Origin of the sequence: Staphylococcus equorum (genome assembly GCF_001747895.1) — a bacterium.
GTDB classification, from domain to species: Bacteria; Bacillota; Bacilli; order Staphylococcales; family Staphylococcaceae; genus Staphylococcus; species Staphylococcus equorum_A.
This window is the reverse complement of record NZ_LNNB01000015.1, coordinates 1-24,966: the sequence shown is the minus strand read 5'-3', so window position 1 is coordinate 24,966 and position 24,966 is coordinate 1. Positions and strand designations below refer to the sequence as shown.

Here is a 24,966-nt window from a genome sequence, read left to right as displayed (position 1 = left end):
TCGATAACACAAGCTTAATTACACATCATTCTCATTTGCCACAAATTTGTAACACACTCATATTCTACCAAATCTTTAGGGATTTGTATTATCGGCTGTTTGTATGAGTTTTTTATTTTTTCTTAAATTTTTAAAAAATATTTTTAATAATTGGCTACACGCTTCCTCTAATACACCTGTTTGAACCGTTGCCCGATGATTAAATCTTGATTCTTGTAACAGGTCCATGAGACTACCTGCACAGCCGCCCTTCGGATCTTTAGCTCCATAAATCACATATGGAATACGGCTCATTACAATGGTTCCAGCACACATCACGCATGGTTCTAGTGTGACATAAAGTCTGCAGTTCTCTAAACGCCAACTACCGACGACAGCAGCAGCTTTTTGAATTGCAAGATGCTCGGCGTGAGCAGTTGGGTCTTGTGATGATTCTCGCAAATTGTGTGCTCTTGCAATCACTTCATTATCTCGAACAATGACAGCACCAATAGGCACTTCACCAATGTCCCCTGCTTTTTTTGCTTCTTCAATCGCAATTTTCATATAATTTTGGTCAGTTGTCATGTGTCTTACACCTCACATATGGTACAATATTTATTGTCTATTTTAACATTGGAGCGGTAAATATGAAAAAACAATTTATTGCTGTTGAAGGCCCGATTGGTGTCGGAAAGTCTTCTTTAGCACACAAACTTAGTCAAACTTACAATTACTATGAAGAAAAAGAAATCGTAAATGAAAATCCTTTTTTATCAGATTTCTATGAAGATATTTCTAAATGGAGTTTCCAAACAGAAATGTTCTTTTTATGTAATCGTTACAAACAATTCCAAGATCTTGTTTCAAATGAAAGTGGTATCGTGAGCGATTATCACATTTATAAAAATAAAATTTTCGCACATAATACCTTAACGAGTGCCGAATACAGTAAATTCTCAAGAATTTATGATATTTTAACCGAAGATCTAGAAATGCCTAATATCATCATTTTCTTAGATGCAGAATTAGAAACTTTAAAAGCACGTATAGCACAACGTAATCGCAGTTTTGAACATCAAATTGAGGATAACTATCTACTTAATTTAAAGCGTGATTACAATGCTTATTACAATTCGTTAAAAGCTGACGGAGAACGCGTCATTCGTATAGACACGACACATCTTGATTTCGTTAAACATAATGATGATTATAATTATATTTTAGAATTAGTGAAACCACTGATTGGAGGACAAATGCATGAATAAATACGGTATCCCTCAAGATGCTGTGATTACTATCGCTGGTACTGTAGGCGTAGGAAAATCAACATTAACAAAAGCTTTAGCCGAACGCCTGAATTTTAGAACTTCATTTGAAAACGTGGACCATAACCCTTACCTCGATAAGTTTTACAACGACTTTGAGCGTTGGAGTTTCCACTTACAAATTTATTTCTTAGCTGAACGTTTTAAAGAACAAAAGCGCATGTTTGAATATGGCGGTGGTTTCATCCAAGACCGTTCGATTTACGAAGATGTCGACATTTTCGCTAAAATGCATGAAGAACAAGGTACAATGAGCCCAGAAGACTTTGAAACATATTCTGAATTATTTAACGCCATGGTCATGACGCCTTATTTCCCTAAACCAGATGTATTGATTTATTTAGAATGTGATTACGATGAAGTCATTGATCGCATTAAACAACGTGGTCGTCAGATGGAAATGGAAACTGACCCAGAATATTGGCAAAAACTATTCAAACGTTACGACGACTGGATTAGTGAATTTAATGCATGTCCTGTTGTACGTGTGAACATTAATGAATATGATCTACATGAAGATCCAGACTCATTAAATCCAGTCATTGATAAGATTCGTCATATCATTGAGACACATCGTAAAGTGGATCAACGCTAATACAATTACCAATGGAGTGTCGACAAAGCATCTGACTTTGTTGGCATTTTTTGTGTACATTTTCCTTGATTTCAGTTTCGGCTTTTCTATTTATTTCATACTCACTATATATGATAAAACTTCATTCTGTAGTCTTTTACTAGCGTTTTATTAACTCGCCAGAAGTTGGCCAAATTACTTCCATCATTTAAACAAAAATCATCTATGAGAAAAAACAGCTGTAAAACAATGGAGTGGGACATTTATTATGTCTCACTCCTTTTTCATTGCTATAACAATGTACTACTCAATATGTCTGCGGTAGATTATTTTTTCAATTTCGTCTTCTGTCACATACTTACTATAATAATGTTCATCCGTTTGATCTAATCCAAATGTACTTGCTTTATCTTGATCTTCTGTCCCAATATAAAGCTGTTGTTCTGTATCTTGATATAAATCAAAAACGGCACCTTCATATCTTGCTTCTTGAAATAATGCATAAAGCTCATCAACATCGTCTCTCGGGATATGTTTGAAATATAATGTATGCGCTGATTGATTTGCTGTTTGTGCTTCAAAACCATGTTCCAATGCTTTTTCGTCTTCTGTAGCTAGCACCAATTCGTTACCAACAATTTCAACTACTTTAAAAGTTTCGCCTTTATAATCTGCGTATTTTCCATCAATCATTCAATCACCTCAATGTTTATATTAAAGAAAAAAGTCATAATACACGATACGTATATTATGACACAATTTGTGAACTACGCATATTGATTTAATATCCCGAGAACGTGATTCGCGTTATCTACAATATGGTCAGCTTTATTAAGTTCTTGTTCTAAGCCTACGCCTGTTAATACAGCGATTGTAAGGCCTAACTTAGCATTTACACCTGTTTGTATATCATTGGCAGTATCACCCACGATGATTACATCTTGTGGTGATACGTCGTAATTGTTAAACAAGGGATTAAGCACTTCTGGATTAGGCTTTTCAACTGCATTAGCTTCCGTAGATATGACTACATCAAAGAAATGGTCAAATTCAGTTGCTTCTAAAAATTGTTCTACACCTTTTTTAGAATCGCTTGTTACTATCCCCATTTTATAACCTTGATTTTGTAGCGTCTCCAATGTTTCATAAATACCTTCTACCAGAACATTTTCTGGTACTCTATTATCAACAAGTGTTTGGCTCCTCTTTTGTGCCCACTTAGAAACGTCCTGACCAGCAATATCACATAACGCTTTGACCATTTCTTCTAAAGCGCCTGATGCCATTATTGTGCCAGGTTGAATTTCTCCATCTACAATACCTAAATGCTTATATGCTGCGTCTATATCATGGATATCGTCCTTATATGCTTCCATGAAATCGTCGACGAGTTGCAAGCCAATCTTCATCCAACTCCCGTCAAAATATATTAACGTGCCATCTTTATCAAATAAAATCCATTTCATCGCTTGAACAGCTCCTATGTATTAACTTCATATTAAATTATATCGCACTTTATTTTAATATAAACACTTAAGGCTAAACAAATAATGAAACTGGGAGAATTAGATAGTTTTAATGTAATTCATACGGTGAATCTCAGAATATTGATAATTACTCTGAGATAATTTCTTAAAATAGATATTAAAAATTTAAATCTTTGTAGATGGTCGATTTCATTAAAATTGTTGACTATTTTCCCATATCTTTTCAATTTTATCCTGACTGTAACGCTTAGATAATGGTACAATTTCCCCTTTTTCATTAAATAATTTTCCAGTCGTTCTAGAAAGTGAATTATCTAATGCTAGTTTTAATCCTATTTTTGGATTTGGTTCTGATACCATATTGAAAATATATGTCAAAATTCTACCAAATAATTTATATACAAAACGACCTATTAAAGATGTAGGCATAGCATAATTAGAATCAGTAACATAGCCAGGGTGAAATATATTAGCCGTTACAGAAGTTCCTTCTAATCTTTGAGATAATGCTAGTGTGTATAATACTTTAGAGGTCAATGCTTGCCTAACCTTATTGCTTTTACTATTACGTATTTCATCAATAGAAGGTAATTTAACTAACCCGCGATTAACCAAAATGGGCAATCCACCTACTGTTAAAATACGCCCTTGTTCAGCATTTTTTAACAATGGTAATAATTTTTCTGTCAGCCAAAAATGTCCCAAATAATTTACTACATAATTTTTATTATAATTATTTTCTGTTAATTCTTCTTTTTTTATAAGCGCTCCAGCAGCATTAACTAAAACATCAACTTTTGATTCTTGTTTTAAAATTGTTTTTGCAAATTCATCAATTTCTTTTTTATTTGTTAAATCAACTGAATGAAATGTTATATTAACATTCCTTGTTAATTTAATGATCTCACCTACCGCTTTTTCACCTTTATCTTTGTTTCTACCAATTAATAAAACGGTCATATTTTTTCCAGCTAAATCAATTGCTGTTTTTTTACCAACACCTGAAGTACCACCTGTAATTACTGCTATTTTTTCTAAATTCATTTTATTTCCCCCTCTTCTTTCTATTTTCATTTTTATAATTATTACTGTATACTATGGAGCCAACTCCATAGCAAGGGGGAATTAACATTGACCGCAAATTTTTATAAAACGAAAGAAATCGTTGAACATACAGGCTTTACGAAAGATACGCTCCGTTATTATGAAAAAATTGGTATTATTTCAAATATAGCACGAGACAAGAATAACTATCGTCAATATACTGAACAAAATCTTAATTGGTTGTTATTAGTAAAATATTTAAAAAAACTAGATATCGACTCAAACCAAATCATAGGTATACAAAATTTAACTGTTGAAGAAAGTGAAAATTACATTAAACAATACCAACAAGAAATTAGAAATAAAATTCAAGAGTTATATGATATTGATGAGAAGCTTACCGCTAAACTCAATTTTTTGAAGCAAGGTAATTTAACGATGATGAATTCAAACGAGTAATGTGTATGCATTTGTCTTCATAAATGAAGTTGTAGTGCTTTAAAGTCTATATATAAGCGCATTTTCAATTCAGTCAGCCACTGCCAATATAAAAAACTGAGGCTAAGACATATGATATGTCCCAGCCTCTTTAAACATTTTAAAATTAAAATACGTCTAGATTATAATCATTTTCTGTGCACTTTTTGTTAAAAATAATCACGTTATAGCAAGCAACATTTACCTAAGGATTATAAACTTTTCTTCCGAGTTGAACTATTTTATCTGTTGAAAATTCATTTTTTGATAAGTTTTGAATCTCATTAATCATTTTTTCTCTTAAGAATGGTCTCTTCTCATTATCAGCGGAATCCAATGCTTGTTCTAATTCTTCTTTTGTTAATTCCGTACAATATGCAGGTGTACCAGGTTGATGTCTCCAAGAGTCTTTTAATAAGCCACTATCTACAGTATCAAAGCCTATTTCGCTAACTATAGCCATAATAATTTCTTTATCTTTTTGATTATCACCTGCTATAGCCATAGCAATTCGATTTTCAGTATTTTCAGGAGCGCCTTTATCATCTAATGTCTCTTCTAATAGGTTATTAAATGCTTTAATAACTGGTTTTCCTAATTGTTGACTCACCCATACACTATCAGACATACCATTATCAAGTTCCTCAATATTTTTATCTCTAAGAATCGGAGCATAATTCGCAGTATCAACGATAATAACATCGTCATCAACTTGATTCATAAGATATTTCAAATCTGGTGTAGCAGGAAATGGAATTGCAATGATTAAAATATCTATATCTTTTATAACATCTTCTACTTCAACAGCTTGCCCTGAAAAGTTTTTATTTTTTAATTTATCTATACTTCTTGCATCTGCTACTTTAACTTCATGACCATTATTCACTAATTTATGTGAAAGTACTGTTCCTATATTTCCAACGCCTATAATGCCAAAATTCATATTAATTCTCCTCCTAATAAACTATTTTTTATTTAAAATCTTGCATTAAATCATCAATAACTTCTTTTACACTTCGAATAGATTTGATAGGACTAATACCCGTACCCACAGAAACATAACCATTTTCTGTATCTCCTTCAACCATACCAAGTCTCATATTTCTTCCTGCTCCCATATGTTGCCCAAGTTCTTCATTTGTTGCGCCTTCTTTATCCATGACTTCTAACTCTTTTGCTAATTTACCCGGAAGCGAACGATAATAAGCTGGAATTGTTCTGAAAAGAATTAAATCTTCAGCTTTTGAATCAACAATGTACTGTTTTACATTTTCAGCAGCTGGGTTTTCAAAAGTAGGAATAAGGACACTACCAACATATAAGCCTTCTGCACCTAAACTAAAGGAAGCTCTGACACCTCTTACGTCACCAATGCCTCCAGCAGCAATTACTGGAATGTTAATTACATCAGCAATCATCGGTACAATCGAAAAAGTGCCAATCACTCGTTCTGGTACTGTTCCACCTTCATCAAACCCAGTAGCTACAAATACATCTGCACCCATTGCTTCAGCAGCTTTCGCATTTTCAGTTGTAGGCGTAATTGGTCGGAATATAATTTTCATATTATTATCTTTTAACTTAGTAAATATTTCTTCATCTAATAGTCCATTGATCAATACAACTGGCACTTTTTCTTCAATAAGCATATCAACGATATATGCAACGTAAGTAAGATCTTCACTTACCATAATTGTTGAGGCAAAAGGTTTATTTGTGAGTTGCTTAATTTTTTTAATTTCTTTTCTCATACGTTCTGTCGTTTCCACTGGCGAACGTGACACTCTAGCCTCACCAGCATTAGGCCCCATTATCCCTAATCCACCTGCTTCACTCACAGAGGCAATAAACTTAGGGTTTGTTAATGAATTCAAAGGTCCTTGAATAATAGGTTTTTCTATATTAAATATTTCAGTCACTCTGTTTTTCATTATGTTACTCCTTTTCAATAAATATCATATGTAGTATATTAATACGAATGGAATCATTGTTGAAGTAGGCAATAAATAATGACATAGTATTAAAAAATGTACTATTGTGATATGGAGGTGTTTAGATGGTTAAAATATGTAATTATGGTTTTGACGAAAACGTTATAGAAGAACATCGAGACGTTTATGGTATCGCTTATACCCAGAATATTTTGTCAGGTCGTTATAAGAATTTAATTTTATGGTATTTAAAAGAAAGTGATTATAGATTTGGAGAGATAAAGAAATTTTTAACAAGTATTTCTCAAGGTTCTTTAACGAAACAACTTAAAGAATTAGAAAATGATGGTCTTATTAATAGAACCGTTTATGCAGAAGTTCCGCCTAAAGTTGTGTATAGTCTAACAAACAAAGGTAAAGCTCTTATGCCAATTATAGATATGATGGAAGCCTATGGAAGAGAATATGGAGAGTATTAACTTCAATTAATAAACATAGTACAAAGTCACCTCTTTTAAAAAGTGCTCTTAACATTTCAAATTTTGTTTCAAAAAGGAAAATGCTTATGAAATAAGGACCCTCACCAATTATCTAAAAAACCAAACACTGACTTAATTTTGATCGTTTTAATCATAGAATATTAATTTAATGCATTTCATATGTTTTAACTTTTTATTTTTGCTAAAATTAATCAATATCGTTAAGGAGGAATGAAATATATGTTCATAGCACAAGCTAATTTTACAGCTTCTTTAGAAGATAGAGCGATTTTGGATAACAAAATCAGCCATGCTAAAGAAGATTTTTCAGGATATGAGGGTTTAATAGACGTGGAAATTTGGAAAAATGAAACAAAGTCTAAAATTTCATACTCTATTGTATCGAAATGGAATGAAAAAAAGAATTTCCAAGCATGGGTGTCACGTCCAGCACATGTTGAAGAACATAAAAATATGCGCAAGGAAGAAAAAGAAAATACTAAACCTACAAGTATTGAAAAACAAATAAAACAATTTGAGTTACTAGATATATAAAATGTAATCTGTAAATATCAGAAAAGCAACTGAGACACTTCTTTTAAAAAGAAGTGTCTCAGAGTGTCGACAAAGTCTCCGATTTTGTTGGCACTTTTTTGTGCACGCTTTTCTTAGGATCAGATTCTGTAGTATCCGTATAGTAGATACTTTTTTAGATTTAATTTTTATTATTTAAAAAGTATATTTATCCCCATCGTTTGGTACTTTAAGTTGTGATGAAAATTGATTTTCTTTTGCGAATTGCTTTAAGTAATCTCTCGAAAGGTTCCAATGATTTACAGCTTCCATATGAATGACGATAATCTCAGAGGATGTCATTAACTTAGCAACTTCATAAATATCATTTTCATCCATAACCAATGAACCACCCTCATTAAATTGATTATCTCCACCATTAACCACTATAATTTCAGGGCTATAAGTTTTTAAAGTTTTTCCAACTTCATCATACCAAACTGTATCTCCAGCAATGTATAATGATTTTTCATTATCATGTTGGAATATCAAACCACAGACATTACCTGCACTTTTAACTATATCACCGCGACCGTGTTGGCCTGGTGTTTTAATTACTTGGATACCTCCGAATTGATTTGTCTCTTTTAAAGCTTCAACATCTGTGAAACCAACATTTTTTACTTCTTCAGCATCTTCACTGTTCTGTGTGTAAATTTTAATATCTATTGGTAATATTTTTTGAGCTGCTTCATCGAAATGGTCTAAATGTAAATGTGTCAAAATGACTGCATCCACACCTGTAATGATTTCATTTACTGACATAGGTAATTCAACTAAAGGATTATTTTGATTATCTCTAGGTGCATTCGGAAATGGTGGAAATGAGCCTTTTTCTCCCAACATTGGATCTATTAAAAACTTTTTATCTGCATATTCAATAATAAGTGTCGCATTTCTTACATGAGTTATATTCATTACAATTCCTCCTTTATGTGATACTTTTATTCTATTAGTAAAACCATGAATAATACATAACTTGGTGAAAAAGTTTTACCGTATTTGCTTGATAAATGAAAAGGAGTGACTTATATGGCTATCGATAATACTGATAAGCTGATTATTAATGAACTTCAACAAAATGCTAAAATTACAATGAAAGATTTGGGTCAAAAAGTTAATTTAACTGGTCAAGCTGTGAACACACGAGTCTCTAAATTAGAAAGTGATGGGGTCATTCAGAACTATACAATTCAAGTGAACCAGGAAAGTTTAGATTGTGCTATTCATGCTTTTATACATATTTACATGAATAAAATATCGCACCAACCTTTTTTAACATTTGTCGATACAAAAGCCATTTATATACTACATAATTACAAAATAATAGGTGATGGTTGTTATTTGCTAGAATGCCGATTCCCTAATAATAAGCACCTGAATACATTTTTAGAAGATCTTAATGTTTTTGCTAACTATAAGATTTCTACTGTTCTTTAAAAAATAAACACAGAGTATAAGTTGGAATTCAACAAATACCCTGGGTTGACAATTTTCTAATTGTTTCCTTATGCACTCTTTTTTAAATGTCAGTGATTTTGGCCGACTGCTGACTAGTTAATAAAATACCAACTATGCTCGCGTAAAGTCAGCACAAAAAAAGCGTCAACAAAGTTGAATACTTTGTTGACACTTTGAGAGACACCTTATTGAAACAAAACGTCTCTTAATCAAGTTCATTTTATAAAATTAATCTTCCTTTATAGCTTTACTTTCTTTAATCCAAAAGGATAGTACTAAACTGACAACAGCTACTACAATAATGGCAAAGTAAGCAATATTGATACCTTGAATATTTGCTAGAAGCATTAATTGTTCTTGAGGTTTAGATGTACTAGCATGATCGGTAATATAATTGTTTGAACCCATAGTCATAATTGTAACAAGTAATGAGGTGCCAATCGCGCCAGCAATTTGTCTGATTGTATTCCATACTGCTGAAGCATGCGCGCTTAATTCTTTTGGTATTACATTTAAACCAGCAGTTTGAATTGGTGTTAAAAGTAAGGCCATGCCAATTCTTCTACCAGTACTTGCCGCTAATAAATAATAGTAATTCGTGTCTTGTGACAAGTCCATAAAAGGTATTGTTGAGACAATAGTTATGATAACACCTACGATAGTAATCCATTTTGCGCCAAATAAATCATATAATTTACCTGCTATCGGACTCATCGCAGCCATTAATACTGCACCAGGAAGCATGAAGACACCTGATTCCATAGCCGAATAGCCAAGTACATTTTGTAAATAGATAGGTAATAAAATCATATCGGCATACATAATAATCGTAACGCCTATATTAATAATATTCGTTAATGTAAATGTGCCGTATTTAAATACTTTTAGATCCAAGAATGGATTTGTAGCTTTCAATTGTCTTACAACAAATAGAATCAGTGAAATAATACCAACTACAAATGAAATCATCACGATATTACTTGTCCATCCCATTTCACCTGCGCTACTAAAGCCATATAATATAAGTGAAAATGCGATTGTTGATAATAACATACTCGTTAAATCAATTTTGTCTTTCTGTGTTTCAGTTACGTTTTCTAGGAAGAAATATCCTAATACAATAACGATAAGTGATACAGGTACTAAAATACCGAATAGTGAATGCCATGACAGTGCATCAATAACATAACCTGAAATAGTTGGTCCAATGGCTGGTGCAGATAATACTGCTAAAGAAACCATACCCATGACCGTACCGCGTTCAGACGGATGATATAAAATCATTACTACACTATACAAGAGCGGAATCATAATCCCTGCCCCTGAGGCCTGCACCATTCTTCCGACTAACAGAAATGTAAAATCAGTAGACATTGCTGCTATCAATGAACCAAGTAAGAATAAGAACATTGCACTCGTAAATAATTGTTTCGTCGTAAATCGTTTCATTAAAAATGCTGTAATTGGTACCAACACGCCATTGACTAACATATAGGCAGTTGTTAACCACTGTGCTGTAGCCGCTGAAACATTTAAATCTTTCATGACTTCTGGCGTTGCTACACTCATTACAGTTTGATTAAAAGCTGTTAAAAATGTTCCCAAAATTAAAATAGTGATAATTATTTTTTTAGGAAATTTATTTACATTAATTTGATTACTCACTATTAAGACTCCTTCATTTTTAAATTACACTTTGTTGTTTAATTAACAATGAACTATTATAATAGAGTTCAAACGGATAAACAAATTACAAAATATCGTTTTTTGTTGTTTAACATACCTTTTAAATCATTACGTTTATTAAAGCTTTAATAAAAGACAAAAATCAAAAAAATGTTTGAGGTGCTATATTTTATGAAGAAACATGATTTAAGAATAGAAAGAACACGTTACATGCTTAAAAATGCATTAATTGATTTGCTAGAGGAAAAAAACGTTGAAAGCATTACAATAAATATGTTAAGTGAGAAAGCAATGATTAATAGAGTTACTTTTTATTCACATTATAAAGATTTAACTGATATGTTAGAGAAACTAGCAATTGAAACAGTGAATACAGTTCGTGAAAATTTATCTACATATGAAGATGACTCACACAATTGGAACAATCTCATTAATTTTTTAACACACGTACAGAAAGAGAGCCGTCTCTATAAATTGATTTTAGTTTCTAATAAATTACCAGGCTTTAGAAATGAAGTTTTAAATATCATTGAAACAAAAATATATAACGGTATAGAGCAAAGCAAAGATACTAAAAACAAAGATATAAAATTATGGTACGAATCTTCCGCTATCATTGGAACAATTGTATGTTGGTTAAAAGAAGATATGCCCTATACACCTAAATATTTAGTTGAAAAAATATCAGAAATACATTTCAGTAAATTTTAAACTTCATGAGTCTGGGGCATAAATGTCTCATTCTCAAATGGAAAGCTCAATCTATTATTTTTAATGGATTGAATATTAACTGTCTGATCTCTAGTCATCCTTGTGGAGGCGGGAATGTGCAATCAAAATTTGATTGCACATTCCCGCCTTTTCTTCTTTTTAAATATTTTTAAAAATTTAAAAGTTATAGTACTTAATAGACTTTATTTATTAAGTGTTGATTGAATAATATATTTTTACCTGTTAATATAATTTATACATTGTTAAATAACAAACATTTTGTAGTTTAAAGGGTGAGCAATTTACTTTTGCAAAACACTTTAAATCATGTTGTTACCAGAATGTATTTTTTATATTAGGAGGAATTTTTGTGAAAACTAAAGTGATAGATAACTATAAACAACTGATGCAGTTAACAGATAATGATAAAAAAGAAGGGTATTGGGAACAAACTTCAATCCTTTCAGATAATATTAAGCCTTTATTTGCTTCATTTCTATATGAAGTTCAAGGTTCAATAAATCAATCTTTAGAACAATTTAAAGCGCCTGTTCCCGCTATTAAAACGAGATTTGAAAATAGTCATATTTATATGAAACGTGAGCCTATCGAATATGACATTAATGAACGACACAACCAATTTTTAAGTATTGTACAACCTATATATCCAGAATTAAACACACGCTTTCAGAATGTGCTAGAAACCTTCTTTTTTCCATTTTTTGAAAAAATAGATGATATGTTGGAGCAAGAAGTTACCTTTGATATTGCGCAAACAATGCTCGACTACGTCATGGACATGTATCCTAAATCATTTACTTATCAATCAGAAATCATGTTACCTCATCACCAATTACATAAAGATTTAGAAAAACTTTATGCACAAGCAACTGATGATAAAGATGTCACTATTATTTATGACATGCTCATTGGCGTGTGGAATAAGTCATTAGAAATAGATAAAGCACTTTCCAAACTATCACAACAAGTGAAAGAAGATGAAGATCTTAAGTTAAAATTCCAAACTGTTAAACCCACAGAACTATTAAATCACTTACATGAAATACCATCAGGAAGAAAATTCGAAAAAGATTTTCAAAAGTTCTTAAGTAACTATGGTAATAAAACCGTAAGATCAAGAGTATTAACAGATCAAACTTGGTTTGAAAAACCTTCCATACCTTTAACGACAATTGCTAGTTATATCAGTAGTAATGTAAATGTAGAACAACGTTTCCAAAAAGCTATAGAAACAAGAGTGCACAAATACGAAGCAGTCTTATCTTCTATACCAGAAGGTACAACAAAAGAACAATTTAAAACACATTATCAATGGGCACTAGATGCATCCAATCTTGATGATGACCACCACTTTTATATGGATGAAATGCCAACAGCAAAGACACGTTTATTACTCTTGCATCTAAGTAATTTCTTAGTGAATCAACAGATAATCGATGAAACTGAAGATATTTTTTATTTATATTTAGATGAACTTCAAGAAGTTCTAAAACATCCCGAACCACTAACAGAAATAATTTCCGAAAGAAAATTAGAGTATCAACATAATATAAATGAACAAAGTCCTTCATATTATGGCACCCCACCTGCTCATAATGAAAAAAACCTAGATATTATTTCTGAAAGAGCTACTGGCGACGCTTCAAACAATGAAGAGACAAACACTTCTTCTTCTGGATATATTAAGGGGCTAGCTGGTTCTAAAGGTATATATACAGGTACTGTAAAGATAATTAATAATGAAGATGAATTTAATAAACTTGAAGATGGGGATATTCTTGTAACACATATGACTACGCCAGCTTGGTCTGTTCTATTTTTAAGAGCAGGAGCCATTGTGACAAATGTTGGAGGCATACTATCTCATCCAGGGATTAATGCACGTGAATATCAAATACCTGCAGTACTTGGGACTAAAAATGCTACGAGTGAGTTGAAAGATGGAGATATCGTGACTGTTGAAGGCACAAATGGGTGCGTAAAAATTGATGAGAGAGTGTAAATTTTTTATTGCTAGCTACGCTTTATAAAAATTTAAAATATATAAAACACAAAGAGGGTTAACATATGTATACTCAGACGTTCGACAACGCAGAAAATATAACAAATTCTATAGGATCAAAGGCACTTAATTTAGTTAAACTTAAGCAAGCAAATTGGCCAGTACCAAATGGTTTTATTATTTTACCAAATACTTTCCAACAATTTGTTGAGTTTAATAAAATATCGCTTCATGATAGCAATATTCGTCAAAAAATTATTGAAGGTAAGCTACCTGAAAATATTCACTGTGAAATCATAGATGCTTTCAATTTAATTAAGAAAAACTTCAATGCAGTTGCTGTACGTTCATCCTCTAGCGCTGAAGATTTAGACAATGCTTCATTTGCAGGACAATATGAAACATATCTAAATGTTCAAACTAAAGAAGATCTTATTCAGAAAATCAAATTATGTTGGGCCTCTATTTTTTCAGAACGCGTCCAAAGTTATCTTAATACAATGGCTGTTGATACAAATAACTTATCTATGAGTATTGTGATACAAGGACTTCTCATTCCTGAAACGTCTGGCGTTATTTTTAGTCAAAATCCAATAACTGATAATTTAAATGAATGTATAATCAATGTGAGTTATGGGTTAGGAGAAAGTATCGTGTCAGGTATGGTTACGCCTGATACTTTTATTGTAAATAAATCCACTTTTGAAATAGATAAACAACTTGGGTTAAAAGAAATAAAAATGCTTGCTAGTGAAGAAGGTATATCTGAAGTCGAAACCACTGAAACGGAGAAAAATACTTATTGTATTAATGATTACATTGCGCAAGAATTAGCAAAGTATACTCAAAAATTAGAATCATCCTTTGGTTACCCTGTTGATATAGAATTTGGCATCCAACAAGATGAAATTTATATTTTACAAGTTCGTCCAATTACTACTTGAAATTAAATTTTATATTCAAGTTACTATGGTTATTAGTCGTTCTGTCCACATAAAAGGCACTACAAGTTTATAAACTGATTGCTCCCTTCAAAGTAGACACTTAAAAAGTGAAAACTTTGGAGGGTGTTTTTTGTATCTCGTAAACTTTAAGTTGAAAAACATTAGCAAAATCAGCAAAAAATAATTTTTATTTTTAAAGGTGTCTCTTAATCATTTAATATATCATTAAGCTTTTCAGAGAATATTAGTGTATACAAATATCGATAACCCTTTTGCGTTGGGTGGGAATCGTCCGCCATCATCGTTTTGTCATCTTTAGCTAGTTTATTTATTCTCTTGTTTCCCCATACATCAATAATATGAACACCCCATTTATTTTTTATTTCTAATAGTTTGTTAATCAAAAATTCATAATAAGGGTCTTTATCACGTATACAAGTATAAAATATAATAGGACAATCCCAATTTTCTTTAACATATGAAATAATAAATTCGATGGCACCTATGGTTGTTTCCGTATCAAAATCATTAATACTATAAGATTCACTGATTGATCCTATAGGTTTGTTGAACCTTCCGTCATTTGTGGATAACTGACATACAAAGCCATCTAATATATTTTCTGTAGAAACCTTACTTTTTAATCTTTCTACATAACTTGAATTTTGTTTACCAGCTAATGTCGTTCCTGATTGAGCTTCTTTAATTGTATCCACACCATATTCTTTATTTAAAAATTCTACAAATGAGTTTCCTTTAGATGCAGCACCATAAGTAATTGAAGAACCTAAAAACAATATTCTTTTATTATTCAAATTACTGTTTTTATCTAAATAACTTTCATTTGGTTCAAACTCATCTTTGTTACCTTTAATTATATTCGGTGTATTTTTGATTAAAGAGATTAATGTGCCTGTCCCCTGCAAAATTGTTCTGAGTTTATTCATTTATATGCCCCCTAGACATCATGCAGTTTGTTTATTGAAAATTAATAATACAACTGTAAAATTATTTAAGTAAAAAATAAAAAAGAGTCAATATTTCCTAAATATTGACTCTTGAGTGCCTTGTCTCTTAAAAACGCATTTAGTAAAAAGAATAAATTTAACTAGCTTGTTATTTTAATCTGGTGTTCCTAAGACGATAATGTTCTTTTTATATTTAAAAAGTTTTTGAGAGGCACTTCTAGATTGTCCATCTGATTAAAGTTGATGCGTAAGCTAAACCACCACCAAATCCAACTAATAAAATTAAATCGCCTTTTTTCAATTTATTCTCTTTAACTGCTAAGTCTATAGATAGCGGAATCGTGGCAGATGACGTATTGCCATAGTATTTAAGGCTCATCAATGCTTTCTCTTTTTCTATACCAGATTTATCACAAATTGATTCTATCATTCTAGCGTTAGCACTATGTGGGGCAAACCAATCTAAATCTTCTTTATTGATATCTGCTTTATTTAGAGTCTCATTAATAATTTTTGGTACATTACCAACTGCCCATTTATAAACACCACGGCCATTTTGAACAATATAACCTGGATTTTCTAAATCCTCATCAAACATTGCATCAGACAATTCTGAGCAATATAAGTTATGTCCTTTATCACCATCTGATCCAGCACTACTTGCTATAAAACTAGTGTCGTCTTCACTGTATTCTACTAAAAAAGCGCCAGCACCATCACCAAATAATATACACGTATTACGATCCGTGTAGTCAGTGATTTTTGATAATGTTTCTGACCCAATAACCAATACTTTTTTATTTTGTCCAGAAGTAATGAGTCCATTCGCTATATTAAGTCCATATGCAAATCCAGCACATGCAGCGTTAATATCCAGTGCACCTGCATTCTCCAAACCTAGTTTAGCTTGCACGTAAGATGCGACACTTGGCGTTTTATAATCTGGCGTTAATGTTGCATTTACAATCATATCTACATCTTTTAAATCTACTTGATATTTCTCTTGTAGATCAAGAATTGCTTTATAGCTGATATCACTTGTATACTCATCTTCATTTGTAATTCTTCTTTCTACAATACCAGTTCTTTGTTGTATCCATTCATCTGAAGTCTCTACAATTTTTTCGAAATCTTGATTATCCATGACTTTTTCTGGTACATATGAACCTTGTGCAGTTATTTTGGCAAGTGAACGCATCTAAACAAATCCTTTCATCGAATTTTTATTTAATTATAATATTTTATATTATTCATAATACTATTTTTATTTGTGAAATAAAATGATTTTACAATAAAATATTAGTGTAATTACATTTTTACATAAACCATTTAATACAAAAAGGAGTGGGGAAAGAAATCTAATTTTTCTAATAAGATTTCGTCGTCCCACCCCGGAAAGAATGACTAGAATAAGTGCATTTTCAATTCAGTCAGCCACTGCCGATTTAATTTATTAATAAGTACCCATGATAGCATCTTCGACTTTTTCTTTGTAAAAGTTTTTAATTTTTAGCTTTTCGTCCTCTGTGAAAGATTTAGTATCTAATGCCTCTAAATTTTGTTTCACTTGTTTCACATTTCTAAATCCTGGATTAATACAAGATATTTCTTTAGCATCTAAAATCCATCTTAATGCTGCACTTGCCATAGAAGGACGACCTTCTTTAATCCATGTTAGTTGATCAGATAATTCTACCCCTTTTTGAAAACCTAATCCTGAAAATGTTTCGCCTACATTAAAAGCTTCGCCATTTTCATTGAATTTACGATGATCATCTTCAGCAAATTGAGTTTTCGCTGTAAATTTTCCTGTCAACAATCCACTTGCAAGTGGCACTCTCGTAATGATACCAACACCTTGTTGGTAAGCTTTAGGAATTAATTCCTCTAATGGTTTTTGGCGGAACATATTAAAAATAACCTGCAAGCTTGCTACATTAGGATATTCTAAACATATTAAACCTTCTTCAACTGACTCAACACTCACCCCATAATGTCTTATGAGACCTTCTTCTTTTAATTGGTCTAATACTTTAAACACACTGCCTTCTTTTAAAATTTCAGTAGCAGGGCAATGGATTTGAAACAAATCTATTGTATCTCTGTTTAATCGATGCAGACTGTCTTCACAGTATGATTTTACCGTTTCATAACTATAATTTTGTGGGTCAGCAATATCTCCTTGTCGACAGAATTTTGTTGCAATATATATTTCATCTTCTTTTCCTGCAGTTGCCTTGGCTAATAATTCTTCACTATGACCGTCTCCATAGACATCAGCTGTATCAAAGAAATTCACGCCTTGATCAATTGCATACTCTAAAGCACTTAATGCATCTTCATCATTTGTTTTACCCCATGCACCACCTATTGCCCATGTGCCAAAACTAACTTCACTGATCATCATGCCCGTATTACCTAACTCGCGATATTTCATAAAATTTTCCTCCCCTTAAAATTAAAAATAGCTTACCATTTCTATTTATATACTTAATTACATTTTTATATACTTCTATGTTTTACACATGTTCTTTACCCTTTATTCGCAAAAATAATAAACATTTACTGTTAATTTATATCTTTATATAAATTAAAGTTATATTGTATTTTTCAAAGTATGATACATTTTTTCTGCATAATCATCTAATGCTTCTTTTGACATTTGAAGGCGTTTTTTAGATGAGCCATATCCAATTTCATTGTTTCCTTGAACCAAACCATCAAAAATTTCATTAATAAAATCAACAGGATCCGCACCAGAAGTATGAATATTCTCCCCGCCTAAATCAGTATTTACTGCAGGAGGAATAACCTCATAAACACTTGTATTTGTGTTCGACAATTGATGTCTTAAACTAACTGTAAATGAATGTACTGCAGCTTTGGTCGCTGAATAGATTGGCGCAATTGCCATAGGTGAGAAAGCAAGTCCCGAAGAAACATTAATTATATTTGAATTTGTTGTTTTATCAGAAAAGTATTGGCTAAATAATGTTGAAAGTTGAACCGTTGCTTCAAAATTGGATTTTATTTCCGTATTTAAGTTCTCCCAATTCGTTGTAACATTGGTTTTTAAAATATCAAAACGGTTTTGGATACCAGCATTATTTACGAGTACGTTAATATCCGAATAATTTTGAATTACCCAATGATATAAATCCAAACGTTCTTCAGCACTAGATATATCACATTTCTTCGTTGTTATTTCTGGAAATTGTTCTTTAATATTTTTTAATTTTTCAGTATTACGTCCACATATAATAATTTTATTATCATTTTCATAAAACTTTTTAGTGAACTGAAGTCCTATACCAGAAGCACCACCAGTGATAAGTATTGTATTATTCTTTATATCCATTTTGCACACTCCTCTACATAAGTTTAATCAGTGTAGTCGTTTTTTTAGCATACGTCTAACAATAAAGTTTGTTTAGGACAATGCGAAAATATCATATTCTATCATATCTAAATGGAGACAAAAATAAGCTTTCCAAGTATGGCTGACACAAACATCATATATTGAAAAACAGACAAAACAATTTGAATGACTAGATATATAAAACATAAAAGGCGCTTCTTTTTTAAAAGAAGCGCCTTTTGGCTAGCTATTAATATCTTGGTACTACGACTCTCCAACCTTGTGGGTCTTCAAGTTTACCGCTTTGGATACCAGTGTAGTTGTTATATAAGTCTTGCGTGATTTTACCAGTTTCATTGTTATTAATCACAATTTCAGTTTCGCCATATTTCAATTGGCCTACTGGAGAAATAACTGCTGCAGTACCTGTACCGAATACTTCAGTTAATTCACCTTTATTATGTGATTCAATCAATTCATCAATCGATACACGACGTTCTTCAACTTCATAGCCTAAATTGCCAGCTAATTCAATGACTGTTTTACGTGTGATACCAGGTAAAATACTACCGTTTAATTCTGGCGTTACAAGTTTGCCATTCTCTACGAAGAAGATGTTCATACTACCTACTTCTTCTACATATTTTTGCTCTACACCATCTAACCAAAGTACTTGGTCGTAACCTTGTGCAGAAGCATTTGTTTGTGCTAATAAACTTGCCGCATAGTTACCTGCAACTTTAGCGTGACCTACGCCACCGCGAACAGCACGTACATATTCATCTTCTACATAAATCTTAGTTGGGCTTAATGACTCGCCACCATAATAAGAACCTGATGGTGATAAAATGATAAGTAATTTATAAGAGTATGAAGGACGTACGCCTAATATACCTTCAGTCGCGAAAACGTATGGACGTATGTAAAGTGATTGACCTTCACCCTCTGGTACCCAGTCACGTTCGATATCTACTAATTGTTTTAGACCTTCTAAAACAACTTCTTCATCAACTTTCGGCATATCTAAACGTGATAAAGAGTTATTAATACGTTTAAAGTTCTCAGACGGACGGAATAAATCAACATCGCCATCATGTTTATATGCTTTTAAGCCTTCAAATACAGCTTGCCCATAATGAAGTGCTTGAGCTGCTGGAGAAAGTTCAATTGGACCATAAGGCACAATCTTTAAATCATGCCATCCTTGATCAATATCGTAGTCGAAACTTAACATATAATCTGTGAAGTATTTTCCAAAACCTAAACCACTTGGATCCGGTTTTTCTTTAAGTGTTTCTCGTTGTACAAATTCAATTTTTTCTGACATGATTTTTTCCTCCTAATGCTATTTCCTAAAGTATTACTTTAAATTATACCAATCCACAGGGCACTGTTCAATAATTTTCAAATAATTTCAAATATACTAAAAATGCACACGATTTATTTTTAAAAGTATTTTGTGATTAATAATATCTCAACCTGTCTATAAATTACCCGTATATCAACAATACCTATGCACATATTGATAAATGGTTTGTTATTTTTGGTTTTAAAAATGGCAGAGATTTGGGCCAACCCTAACTCGTTAATAAAACACGAGCCAAATACTACAGGATGAGACTGTGACCGCGGAAAACGTGCACAAAAAATGTCAACAAAGCCTGAGACTTTGTTGACACTCTGAGCCCCACTACTGTATGAATGAGGGCTTTAGGTTAGATTATCTTACTGTTTCTTTATCTTCGATAGCCTTTAACATCGTTTGAGTCATTTTAGTTAAATCATATTGCGGATTAAATCCCCATTCTGCGCGTGCACAGCTAACATCTATACTATTTGGCCAACTATTAGCGATAGACTGTCTTACTGGATCCACATCATATTCCAATTGGAACTCTGGATAAAATTCTTGAATCGCTTCTTTTACCATTTCTGGTTCAATACTCATTGCACTTAAATTATATGCATTACGGTTAATTAATTTAACACCGTCCGCTTCCATAAGTTGAATGATGGCATCTATTGCATCTTCCATATACATCATATCCATATATGTGTCTTTTTCGATAAAGCTAGTATAATGACCTTCTCTCACAGCTTTAAAATAAATATCTACCGCATAGTCTGTCGTACCTCCACCTGGTTCTTTTATATGGGAAACTAAACCTGGGAATCTAACACTGCGTGTGTCGACACCAAATTTGTCGAAATAATACTGACATAATAACTCGCCAGCAACTTTATTCACTCCATACATAGATGTTGGTCGTTGAATCGTTACTTGTGGTGTATTTACTTTAGGTGTTGAAGGTCCAAATGCGCCAATTGAACTTGGTGTAAAGAATTGTAATTTGTATTCACGTGCTGTTTCTAAAGCGTTCATTAAACCACCCATATTTAAATCCCAAGCAAATAATGGATTCTTTTCAGCAACGCCTGACAATAACGCTGCCATATGCATCATTGTATCTGGCTTAAATGTCTCAACTAACTCAGACATACGCGCTTTATCAGTAACATCTAATATTTCAAACGGCCCATCTACAATCGCTGAATCTGTTTCTGGTTGTTTAATATCTGTAGCTAAAACATTATCATTTCCATATAACATTCTACATTTCACTACGAGTTCAGTTCCAATTTGTCCTAAAGCACCTGTAATCATAATTTTTTTCATATTTCTATCTCCCCTTGTGCATTACAGAAACTGTAATGTTTTTCTCATGCGTACACAGTCCTTATTTTCAACTAAATTATACAATAAAAGCGCTTTATTGTATACATTGAGTGCACACTTTTATATATTTTATTTTGTTAAATTTAAAAATGCGCTTATTTCAAGGTCATAAAAGCGCATATCCTTTAGAATTAAATTATTTCAAACGTAAAAACCCCCTTGCTACCATTAATAGCGAGGGGGGTAGTGCATCAATGTACAAAACTTTTGCCAATATCGTTTTAATCACTTTAGCAATGAAAATAAAAGCGTCTTATAAACTATATTATTAGATTGAACGCACTGTATAATTGAATTCCGTGCATTAGCTATGCAAACATAGTATTTAGTATCTTGTTAATATAGATGCCTCGGTCCCTATACACCTTCACAAAATTCACTTCAATAACAAGTATTTTAATGTATATTTTGAACAATAACTGATATTATTAACAAATAAATATGCAGTGAGAGGGATGACATAATGACTTATTTAATCATTATTTTATTCGCTGTTTTAATCATGTCATTAGTTTTAAGTTATTTTTGTTTTAAAGAAAGTAAAGCTGAAATTGACCAAAGTAAACAAGCGAAACGTAGTGAAAACGAAAGAATAGGTGTAAAACAACAGTCACATAAAGTACTAACCTTAGGCATCGTGTTACTTGTTTTCAGTGTACTCGTTTTAATAGGTATTATTTGGATTCTAATAGCAATGTAGGTTCATTTATCTAAACTTAAAATGATTTGAATATCCAAATATATTTAAAAGACGACCTTTTGTTTATAAGATCGTCTTTTTTGTATGCAATAAATAGCTCTTTTTACTTTTCATTTTCTAGCTTTAATTGCGCTTCAATAGTTTCATTTTTACTATCAAAATCATAATCCTGAGAATTTAGCGGTTTCCCCGTTTCTATAACGCTTTTTATACTTTCCATATGGAATTGCCAACCTGCAAAATCTAAGATAATATGCGGAAATTCAAATGGTAAATATTCAATAAATGTAAGTTCCGTTTGCTGATTCTTTCTATTTAATTCAAACTTCACAGTACCAATATCCCATGTAAAGCCAAGAACCTTATTTTCTTCAAAATGTGTGATTGTCATTTCTAAATCGTCTTCTTCCTCTAAATGAAAATACATTTTGCCACGCACTTCACGTGTTTCAAATAACAGTTGCGGAAACCATTGCTGTATTCCTTCAGTAGTACTCAGATAATTAAATATTGCTTCCTTATCTGCATCTATATTTATTTTCAATGTTTGATAAACACCTTGTCCATCTTTTGAATACTGTGCTTCCATGTTTAAAGTTCCCCTCTCAATTCAAAAATCATCTAGGAAAAACTGAAATTTGTAATCCTCCATGATAATTTATCTATATTCATTTTACCCTTTCCGTTATAAAATATTACTAATTTACCTATATTTATTATATGTCTTAACTAAATTTAATTTACCTATATTTTTCTCCTCAATCCCTTATTAGACGCATCTTTTACGTTTTCAAATTTCTCATTATTTTAAATTTTTCAATTTTTTTGGATAAATGTTTGTAAATCGCTCTCTATTTATATACACTTAGTGAAATACTGGTGAGAGTATGTACTCTATTTTCAACTTATTCAGTAAAAGAAAGTTAGGTGTATATGGAAAAAGATAAGAAAAAGATGTTGAACAAAATGGTAAAACCTTTCGCAAAAACTAACTACACGAAAAGTACAATACAAATTATAAATACATTACTTCCCCTTATTGCAATTTTAGTAGTAAGTGGACTTTTATATAATGTGCATTGGTCATTAGCAATTATTAGTAGTATATTCGCATCAATATTTTTAATTAGAACTTTCATCATTTTTCACGATGCTTGTCATGGATCATATTTAAAAAAACAAAAGCACAATGATTTACTCGGAAACGTAACTGGTTTCCTTACACTCTTCCCTTATAGAAAATGGCGTAGAGAACATTTAATTCACCATGCTGGTAGTGGTAATCTAGAAAAACGTGGTATCGGTGATATCTGGGTTATGACGGTAGAAGAATATACAGAAGCATCTAAATTCCAACGTTTAACGTATAGAATTTATCGTAATCCACTTGTCATGTTTGTCTTAGGACCGTTTTTCTTAGTATTTATTTCTAATCGATTTAATTCAAAAGACGCTAAAAAGAAAGAACGCATCAACACTTGGATGAACAATATTTTATTATTAGTCGTATACGGTGGTCTAATTTATCTATTAGGTGTAGGTCATTTCTTTGCAGTATTTGCACCAATGATCTTCATTGCTGGCATGTTAGGTATTTGGTTGTTTTACATCCAACATACATTTGAAGATTCTTATTTCGAAGAAGCTTCTGAATGGGACTATGTAAAAGCAGCCATCGATGGTAGTTCGTACTATAAATTACCAAAAGTTCTACATTGGGTTACAGGAAACATAGGTTATCATCATGTACATCATTTGAATCCTAGAATTCCAAACTACTCTTTAGAGGAAACTCATGAAACTGTTACACCACTGCATCATGCAACATCTATTACGCTTAGAGAAAGTCTGACATCGTTAAAATTCAAATTATATGATAAAAGTCATAAACGCTTTATCACTTTCAAAGAATTTTCACTTAGAAATAAGCAACCATCATAAACATCAGAAATATTACCTAGACCTTTATTCAATGAATAAAGGTCTATATTTTTATGACATAAAATAAGATTCAAGACACCATATTATTATAAAATTAAATTGACTAATTCTATATGAATAGTAAATCTAAAAAATAAATTACTATTTTGTTTTTTTTTTAAAAATAATAATTTATTATATTGCTTATACATATAAATTGTTTTATAATACTTCGAGGTAAGCTAATTATTTAAATTTTAAAATAGGAGAATGTTAGTTATGAAAAAAGAAAAATTTAGTATCCGGAAATATAAGCTAGGAGCATCATCAGTATTATTAGGGACTTGTTTAGCAATAAGTATTGGGAATGTGGGAGAAGCACATGCATCAGAAACAAAACATTATGAAGCAAGCAATAATTTAAACCACTCAGAAACGGTTGATGACAGTCAACTATCGAAAGAAGAAAAAAACTTAGTTATTAGCAATGCAGAAACACCAAAAGAAAATACTGTTTCTCCAGATACTGTATCTTCTGACGAGAAAAATATAGATAACAATGGAATTTCGTCTGCAACTGAGGAAA

Annotated in this window: 27 protein-coding genes; 12 read left to right on the top strand and 15 right to left on the bottom strand. The window is 31.7% G+C overall.

Going from position 1 to position 24,966, the window contains the following annotated elements; translation table 11 throughout:
* Window positions 1-75: 75 nt before the first annotated feature.
* Window positions 76-567, bottom strand: coding sequence for a tRNA adenosine(34) deaminase TadA (tadA, locus tag AST02_RS07445; protein WP_069816975.1), 492 nt, complete (start codon window positions 565-567; stop codon window positions 76-78).
* Window positions 568-629: 62 nt separating this feature from the next.
* Between tadA and AST02_RS07440 the strand changes: the two genes are divergently transcribed.
* Both AST02_RS07440 and AST02_RS07435 read left to right on the top strand, forming a co-directional pair.
* The gene (locus AST02_RS07440; RefSeq protein ID WP_069816973.1) at window positions 630-1,247 is read left to right on the top strand and encodes a deoxynucleoside kinase; all 618 of its coding nucleotides are present in this window, start codon (window positions 630-632) and stop codon (window positions 1,245-1,247) included.
* Window positions 1,240-1,902, top strand: coding sequence for a deoxynucleoside kinase (locus AST02_RS07435; protein ID WP_021339560.1), 663 nt, complete (start codon window positions 1,240-1,242; stop codon window positions 1,900-1,902). The genes AST02_RS07440 and AST02_RS07435 overlap by 8 nt, the downstream gene beginning before the upstream one ends.
* 282 nt (window positions 1,903-2,184) lie before the next feature.
* Here AST02_RS07435 and AST02_RS07430 read toward each other — a convergent pair whose 3' ends face one another.
* The 3 genes from AST02_RS07430 to AST02_RS07420 form a co-directional block, all read right to left on the bottom strand.
* Complete coding sequence (locus AST02_RS07430) at window positions 2,185-2,574, bottom strand: hypothetical protein (RefSeq protein WP_069816971.1); 390 nt, start codon at window positions 2,572-2,574, stop codon at window positions 2,185-2,187.
* 74 nt (window positions 2,575-2,648) lie between these two features.
* A complete protein-coding gene (locus tag AST02_RS07425; protein WP_069816967.1) occupies window positions 2,649-3,347 on the bottom strand; it encodes an HAD family hydrolase in 699 nt (232 codons plus the stop codon).
* Between the two features lie 213 nt (window positions 3,348-3,560).
* Window positions 3,561-4,412 carry an SDR family NAD(P)-dependent oxidoreductase gene (locus AST02_RS07420; RefSeq protein WP_069816965.1) on the bottom strand — a complete coding sequence of 284 codons (852 nt, stop codon included), beginning with the start codon at window positions 4,410-4,412 and terminating at the stop codon, window positions 3,561-3,563.
* Window positions 4,413-4,499: 87 nt separating this feature from the next.
* Between AST02_RS07420 and AST02_RS07415 the strand changes: the two genes are divergently transcribed.
* Window positions 4,500-4,871 (top strand): MerR family transcriptional regulator, encoded by a 372-nt coding sequence (locus AST02_RS07415; protein WP_069816963.1) that lies wholly within the window; start codon window positions 4,500-4,502, stop codon window positions 4,869-4,871.
* Window positions 4,872-5,094: 223 nt separating this feature from the next.
* On the opposite strand, the gene AST02_RS07410 is transcribed toward AST02_RS07415, so the two are convergent.
* Window positions 5,095-5,832, bottom strand: coding sequence for an NADPH-dependent F420 reductase (locus AST02_RS07410; RefSeq protein WP_069816961.1), 738 nt, complete (start codon window positions 5,830-5,832; stop codon window positions 5,095-5,097).
* A 28-nt stretch (window positions 5,833-5,860) separates the two neighbouring features.
* Window positions 5,861-6,820 carry an NAD(P)H-dependent flavin oxidoreductase gene (locus AST02_RS07405; RefSeq protein ID WP_069816959.1) on the bottom strand — a complete coding sequence of 320 codons (960 nt, stop codon included), beginning with the start codon at window positions 6,818-6,820 and terminating at the stop codon, window positions 5,861-5,863.
* A gap of 125 nt (window positions 6,821-6,945) precedes the next feature.
* Between AST02_RS07405 and AST02_RS07400 the strand changes: the two genes are divergently transcribed.
* Both AST02_RS07400 and AST02_RS07395 read left to right on the top strand, forming a co-directional pair.
* Entirely contained in the window at window positions 6,946-7,299 is a 354-nt protein-coding gene (locus tag AST02_RS07400; RefSeq protein WP_069816957.1) for a winged helix-turn-helix transcriptional regulator, read from the top strand.
* Window positions 7,300-7,539: 240 nt separating this feature from the next.
* A complete protein-coding gene (locus tag AST02_RS07395; RefSeq protein WP_069816955.1) occupies window positions 7,540-7,854 on the top strand; it encodes an antibiotic biosynthesis monooxygenase family protein in 315 nt (104 codons plus the stop codon).
* A 174-nt stretch (window positions 7,855-8,028) separates the two neighbouring features.
* On the opposite strand, the gene AST02_RS07390 is transcribed toward AST02_RS07395, so the two are convergent.
* Window positions 8,029-8,790 carry an MBL fold metallo-hydrolase gene (locus AST02_RS07390; protein WP_069816953.1) on the bottom strand — a complete coding sequence of 254 codons (762 nt, stop codon included), beginning with the start codon at window positions 8,788-8,790 and terminating at the stop codon, window positions 8,029-8,031.
* A 114-nt stretch (window positions 8,791-8,904) separates the two neighbouring features.
* Between AST02_RS07390 and AST02_RS07385 the strand changes: the two genes are divergently transcribed.
* Window positions 8,905-9,312: an Lrp/AsnC family transcriptional regulator gene (locus tag AST02_RS07385; RefSeq protein WP_069816951.1), complete on the top strand. Its 408-nt coding sequence runs from the start codon at window positions 8,905-8,907 to the stop codon at window positions 9,310-9,312.
* Between the two features lie 249 nt (window positions 9,313-9,561).
* On the opposite strand, the gene AST02_RS07380 is transcribed toward AST02_RS07385, so the two are convergent.
* Entirely contained in the window at window positions 9,562-10,998 is a 1,437-nt protein-coding gene (locus tag AST02_RS07380; RefSeq protein ID WP_081332963.1) for a DHA2 family efflux MFS transporter permease subunit, read from the bottom strand.
* Window positions 10,999-11,190: 192 nt separating this feature from the next.
* On the opposite strand from AST02_RS07380, the gene AST02_RS07375 reads away from it, so the two are divergent.
* From AST02_RS07375 to AST02_RS07365, 3 genes are all read left to right on the top strand, one after another.
* A complete protein-coding gene (locus AST02_RS07375) occupies window positions 11,191-11,730 on the top strand; it encodes a TetR/AcrR family transcriptional regulator (RefSeq protein ID WP_069816946.1) in 540 nt (179 codons plus the stop codon).
* A gap of 370 nt (window positions 11,731-12,100) precedes the next feature.
* Window positions 12,101-13,753: a PEP-utilizing enzyme gene (locus AST02_RS07370; protein ID WP_069816945.1), complete on the top strand. Its 1,653-nt coding sequence runs from the start codon at window positions 12,101-12,103 to the stop codon at window positions 13,751-13,753.
* A gap of 65 nt (window positions 13,754-13,818) precedes the next feature.
* Complete coding sequence (locus tag AST02_RS07365; protein ID WP_069816943.1) at window positions 13,819-14,697, top strand: PEP/pyruvate-binding domain-containing protein; 879 nt, start codon at window positions 13,819-13,821, stop codon at window positions 14,695-14,697.
* A gap of 206 nt (window positions 14,698-14,903) precedes the next feature.
* Here the strand turns inward: AST02_RS07365 and AST02_RS07360 are convergent, their stop codons facing one another.
* The 6 genes from AST02_RS07360 to AST02_RS07335 form a co-directional block, all read right to left on the bottom strand.
* Window positions 14,904-15,644: an SGNH/GDSL hydrolase family protein gene (locus tag AST02_RS07360; protein ID WP_069816941.1), complete on the bottom strand. Its 741-nt coding sequence runs from the start codon at window positions 15,642-15,644 to the stop codon at window positions 14,904-14,906.
* 238 nt (window positions 15,645-15,882) lie between these two features.
* The gene (locus tag AST02_RS07355; protein ID WP_069816939.1) at window positions 15,883-16,863 is read right to left on the bottom strand and encodes a ketoacyl-ACP synthase III; all 981 of its coding nucleotides are present in this window, start codon (window positions 16,861-16,863) and stop codon (window positions 15,883-15,885) included.
* 255 nt (window positions 16,864-17,118) lie between these two features.
* The gene (locus tag AST02_RS07350; protein ID WP_069816937.1) at window positions 17,119-18,102 is read right to left on the bottom strand and encodes an aldo/keto reductase; all 984 of its coding nucleotides are present in this window, start codon (window positions 18,100-18,102) and stop codon (window positions 17,119-17,121) included.
* Window positions 18,103-18,261: 159 nt separating this feature from the next.
* A complete protein-coding gene (locus AST02_RS07345) occupies window positions 18,262-19,023 on the bottom strand; it encodes an SDR family oxidoreductase (protein ID WP_069816935.1) in 762 nt (253 codons plus the stop codon).
* A gap of 250 nt (window positions 19,024-19,273) precedes the next feature.
* Window positions 19,274-20,350, bottom strand: a complete 1,077-nt coding sequence (locus AST02_RS07340) for a branched-chain amino acid aminotransferase (RefSeq protein WP_069816933.1) — start codon at window positions 20,348-20,350, stop codon at window positions 19,274-19,276.
* A 393-nt stretch (window positions 20,351-20,743) separates the two neighbouring features.
* Window positions 20,744-21,700 carry an NAD-dependent epimerase/dehydratase family protein gene (locus tag AST02_RS07335; protein WP_069816931.1) on the bottom strand — a complete coding sequence of 319 codons (957 nt, stop codon included), beginning with the start codon at window positions 21,698-21,700 and terminating at the stop codon, window positions 20,744-20,746.
* Between the two features lie 523 nt (window positions 21,701-22,223).
* On the opposite strand from AST02_RS07335, the gene AST02_RS07330 reads away from it, so the two are divergent.
* Window positions 22,224-22,460 (top strand): hypothetical protein, encoded by a 237-nt coding sequence (locus AST02_RS07330; RefSeq protein WP_046465040.1) that lies wholly within the window; start codon window positions 22,224-22,226, stop codon window positions 22,458-22,460.
* A 103-nt stretch (window positions 22,461-22,563) separates the two neighbouring features.
* Here the strand turns inward: AST02_RS07330 and AST02_RS07325 are convergent, their stop codons facing one another.
* On the bottom strand, window positions 22,564-23,049 hold the full coding sequence (locus tag AST02_RS07325; RefSeq protein WP_069816929.1) for an SRPBCC domain-containing protein: 486 nt from the start codon (window positions 23,047-23,049) through the stop codon (window positions 22,564-22,566).
* Between the two features lie 344 nt (window positions 23,050-23,393).
* Here AST02_RS07325 and AST02_RS07320 point away from each other — a divergent pair, with 344 nt between their 5' ends.
* Window positions 23,394-24,401 carry a fatty acid desaturase gene (locus AST02_RS07320; RefSeq protein WP_002508485.1) on the top strand — a complete coding sequence of 336 codons (1,008 nt, stop codon included), beginning with the start codon at window positions 23,394-23,396 and terminating at the stop codon, window positions 24,399-24,401.
* 258 nt (window positions 24,402-24,659) lie between these two features.
* Window positions 24,660-24,966: YSIRK-type signal peptide-containing protein (locus AST02_RS07315; protein ID WP_176723019.1), on the top strand; the 307-nt coding region annotated here is incomplete at its 3' end.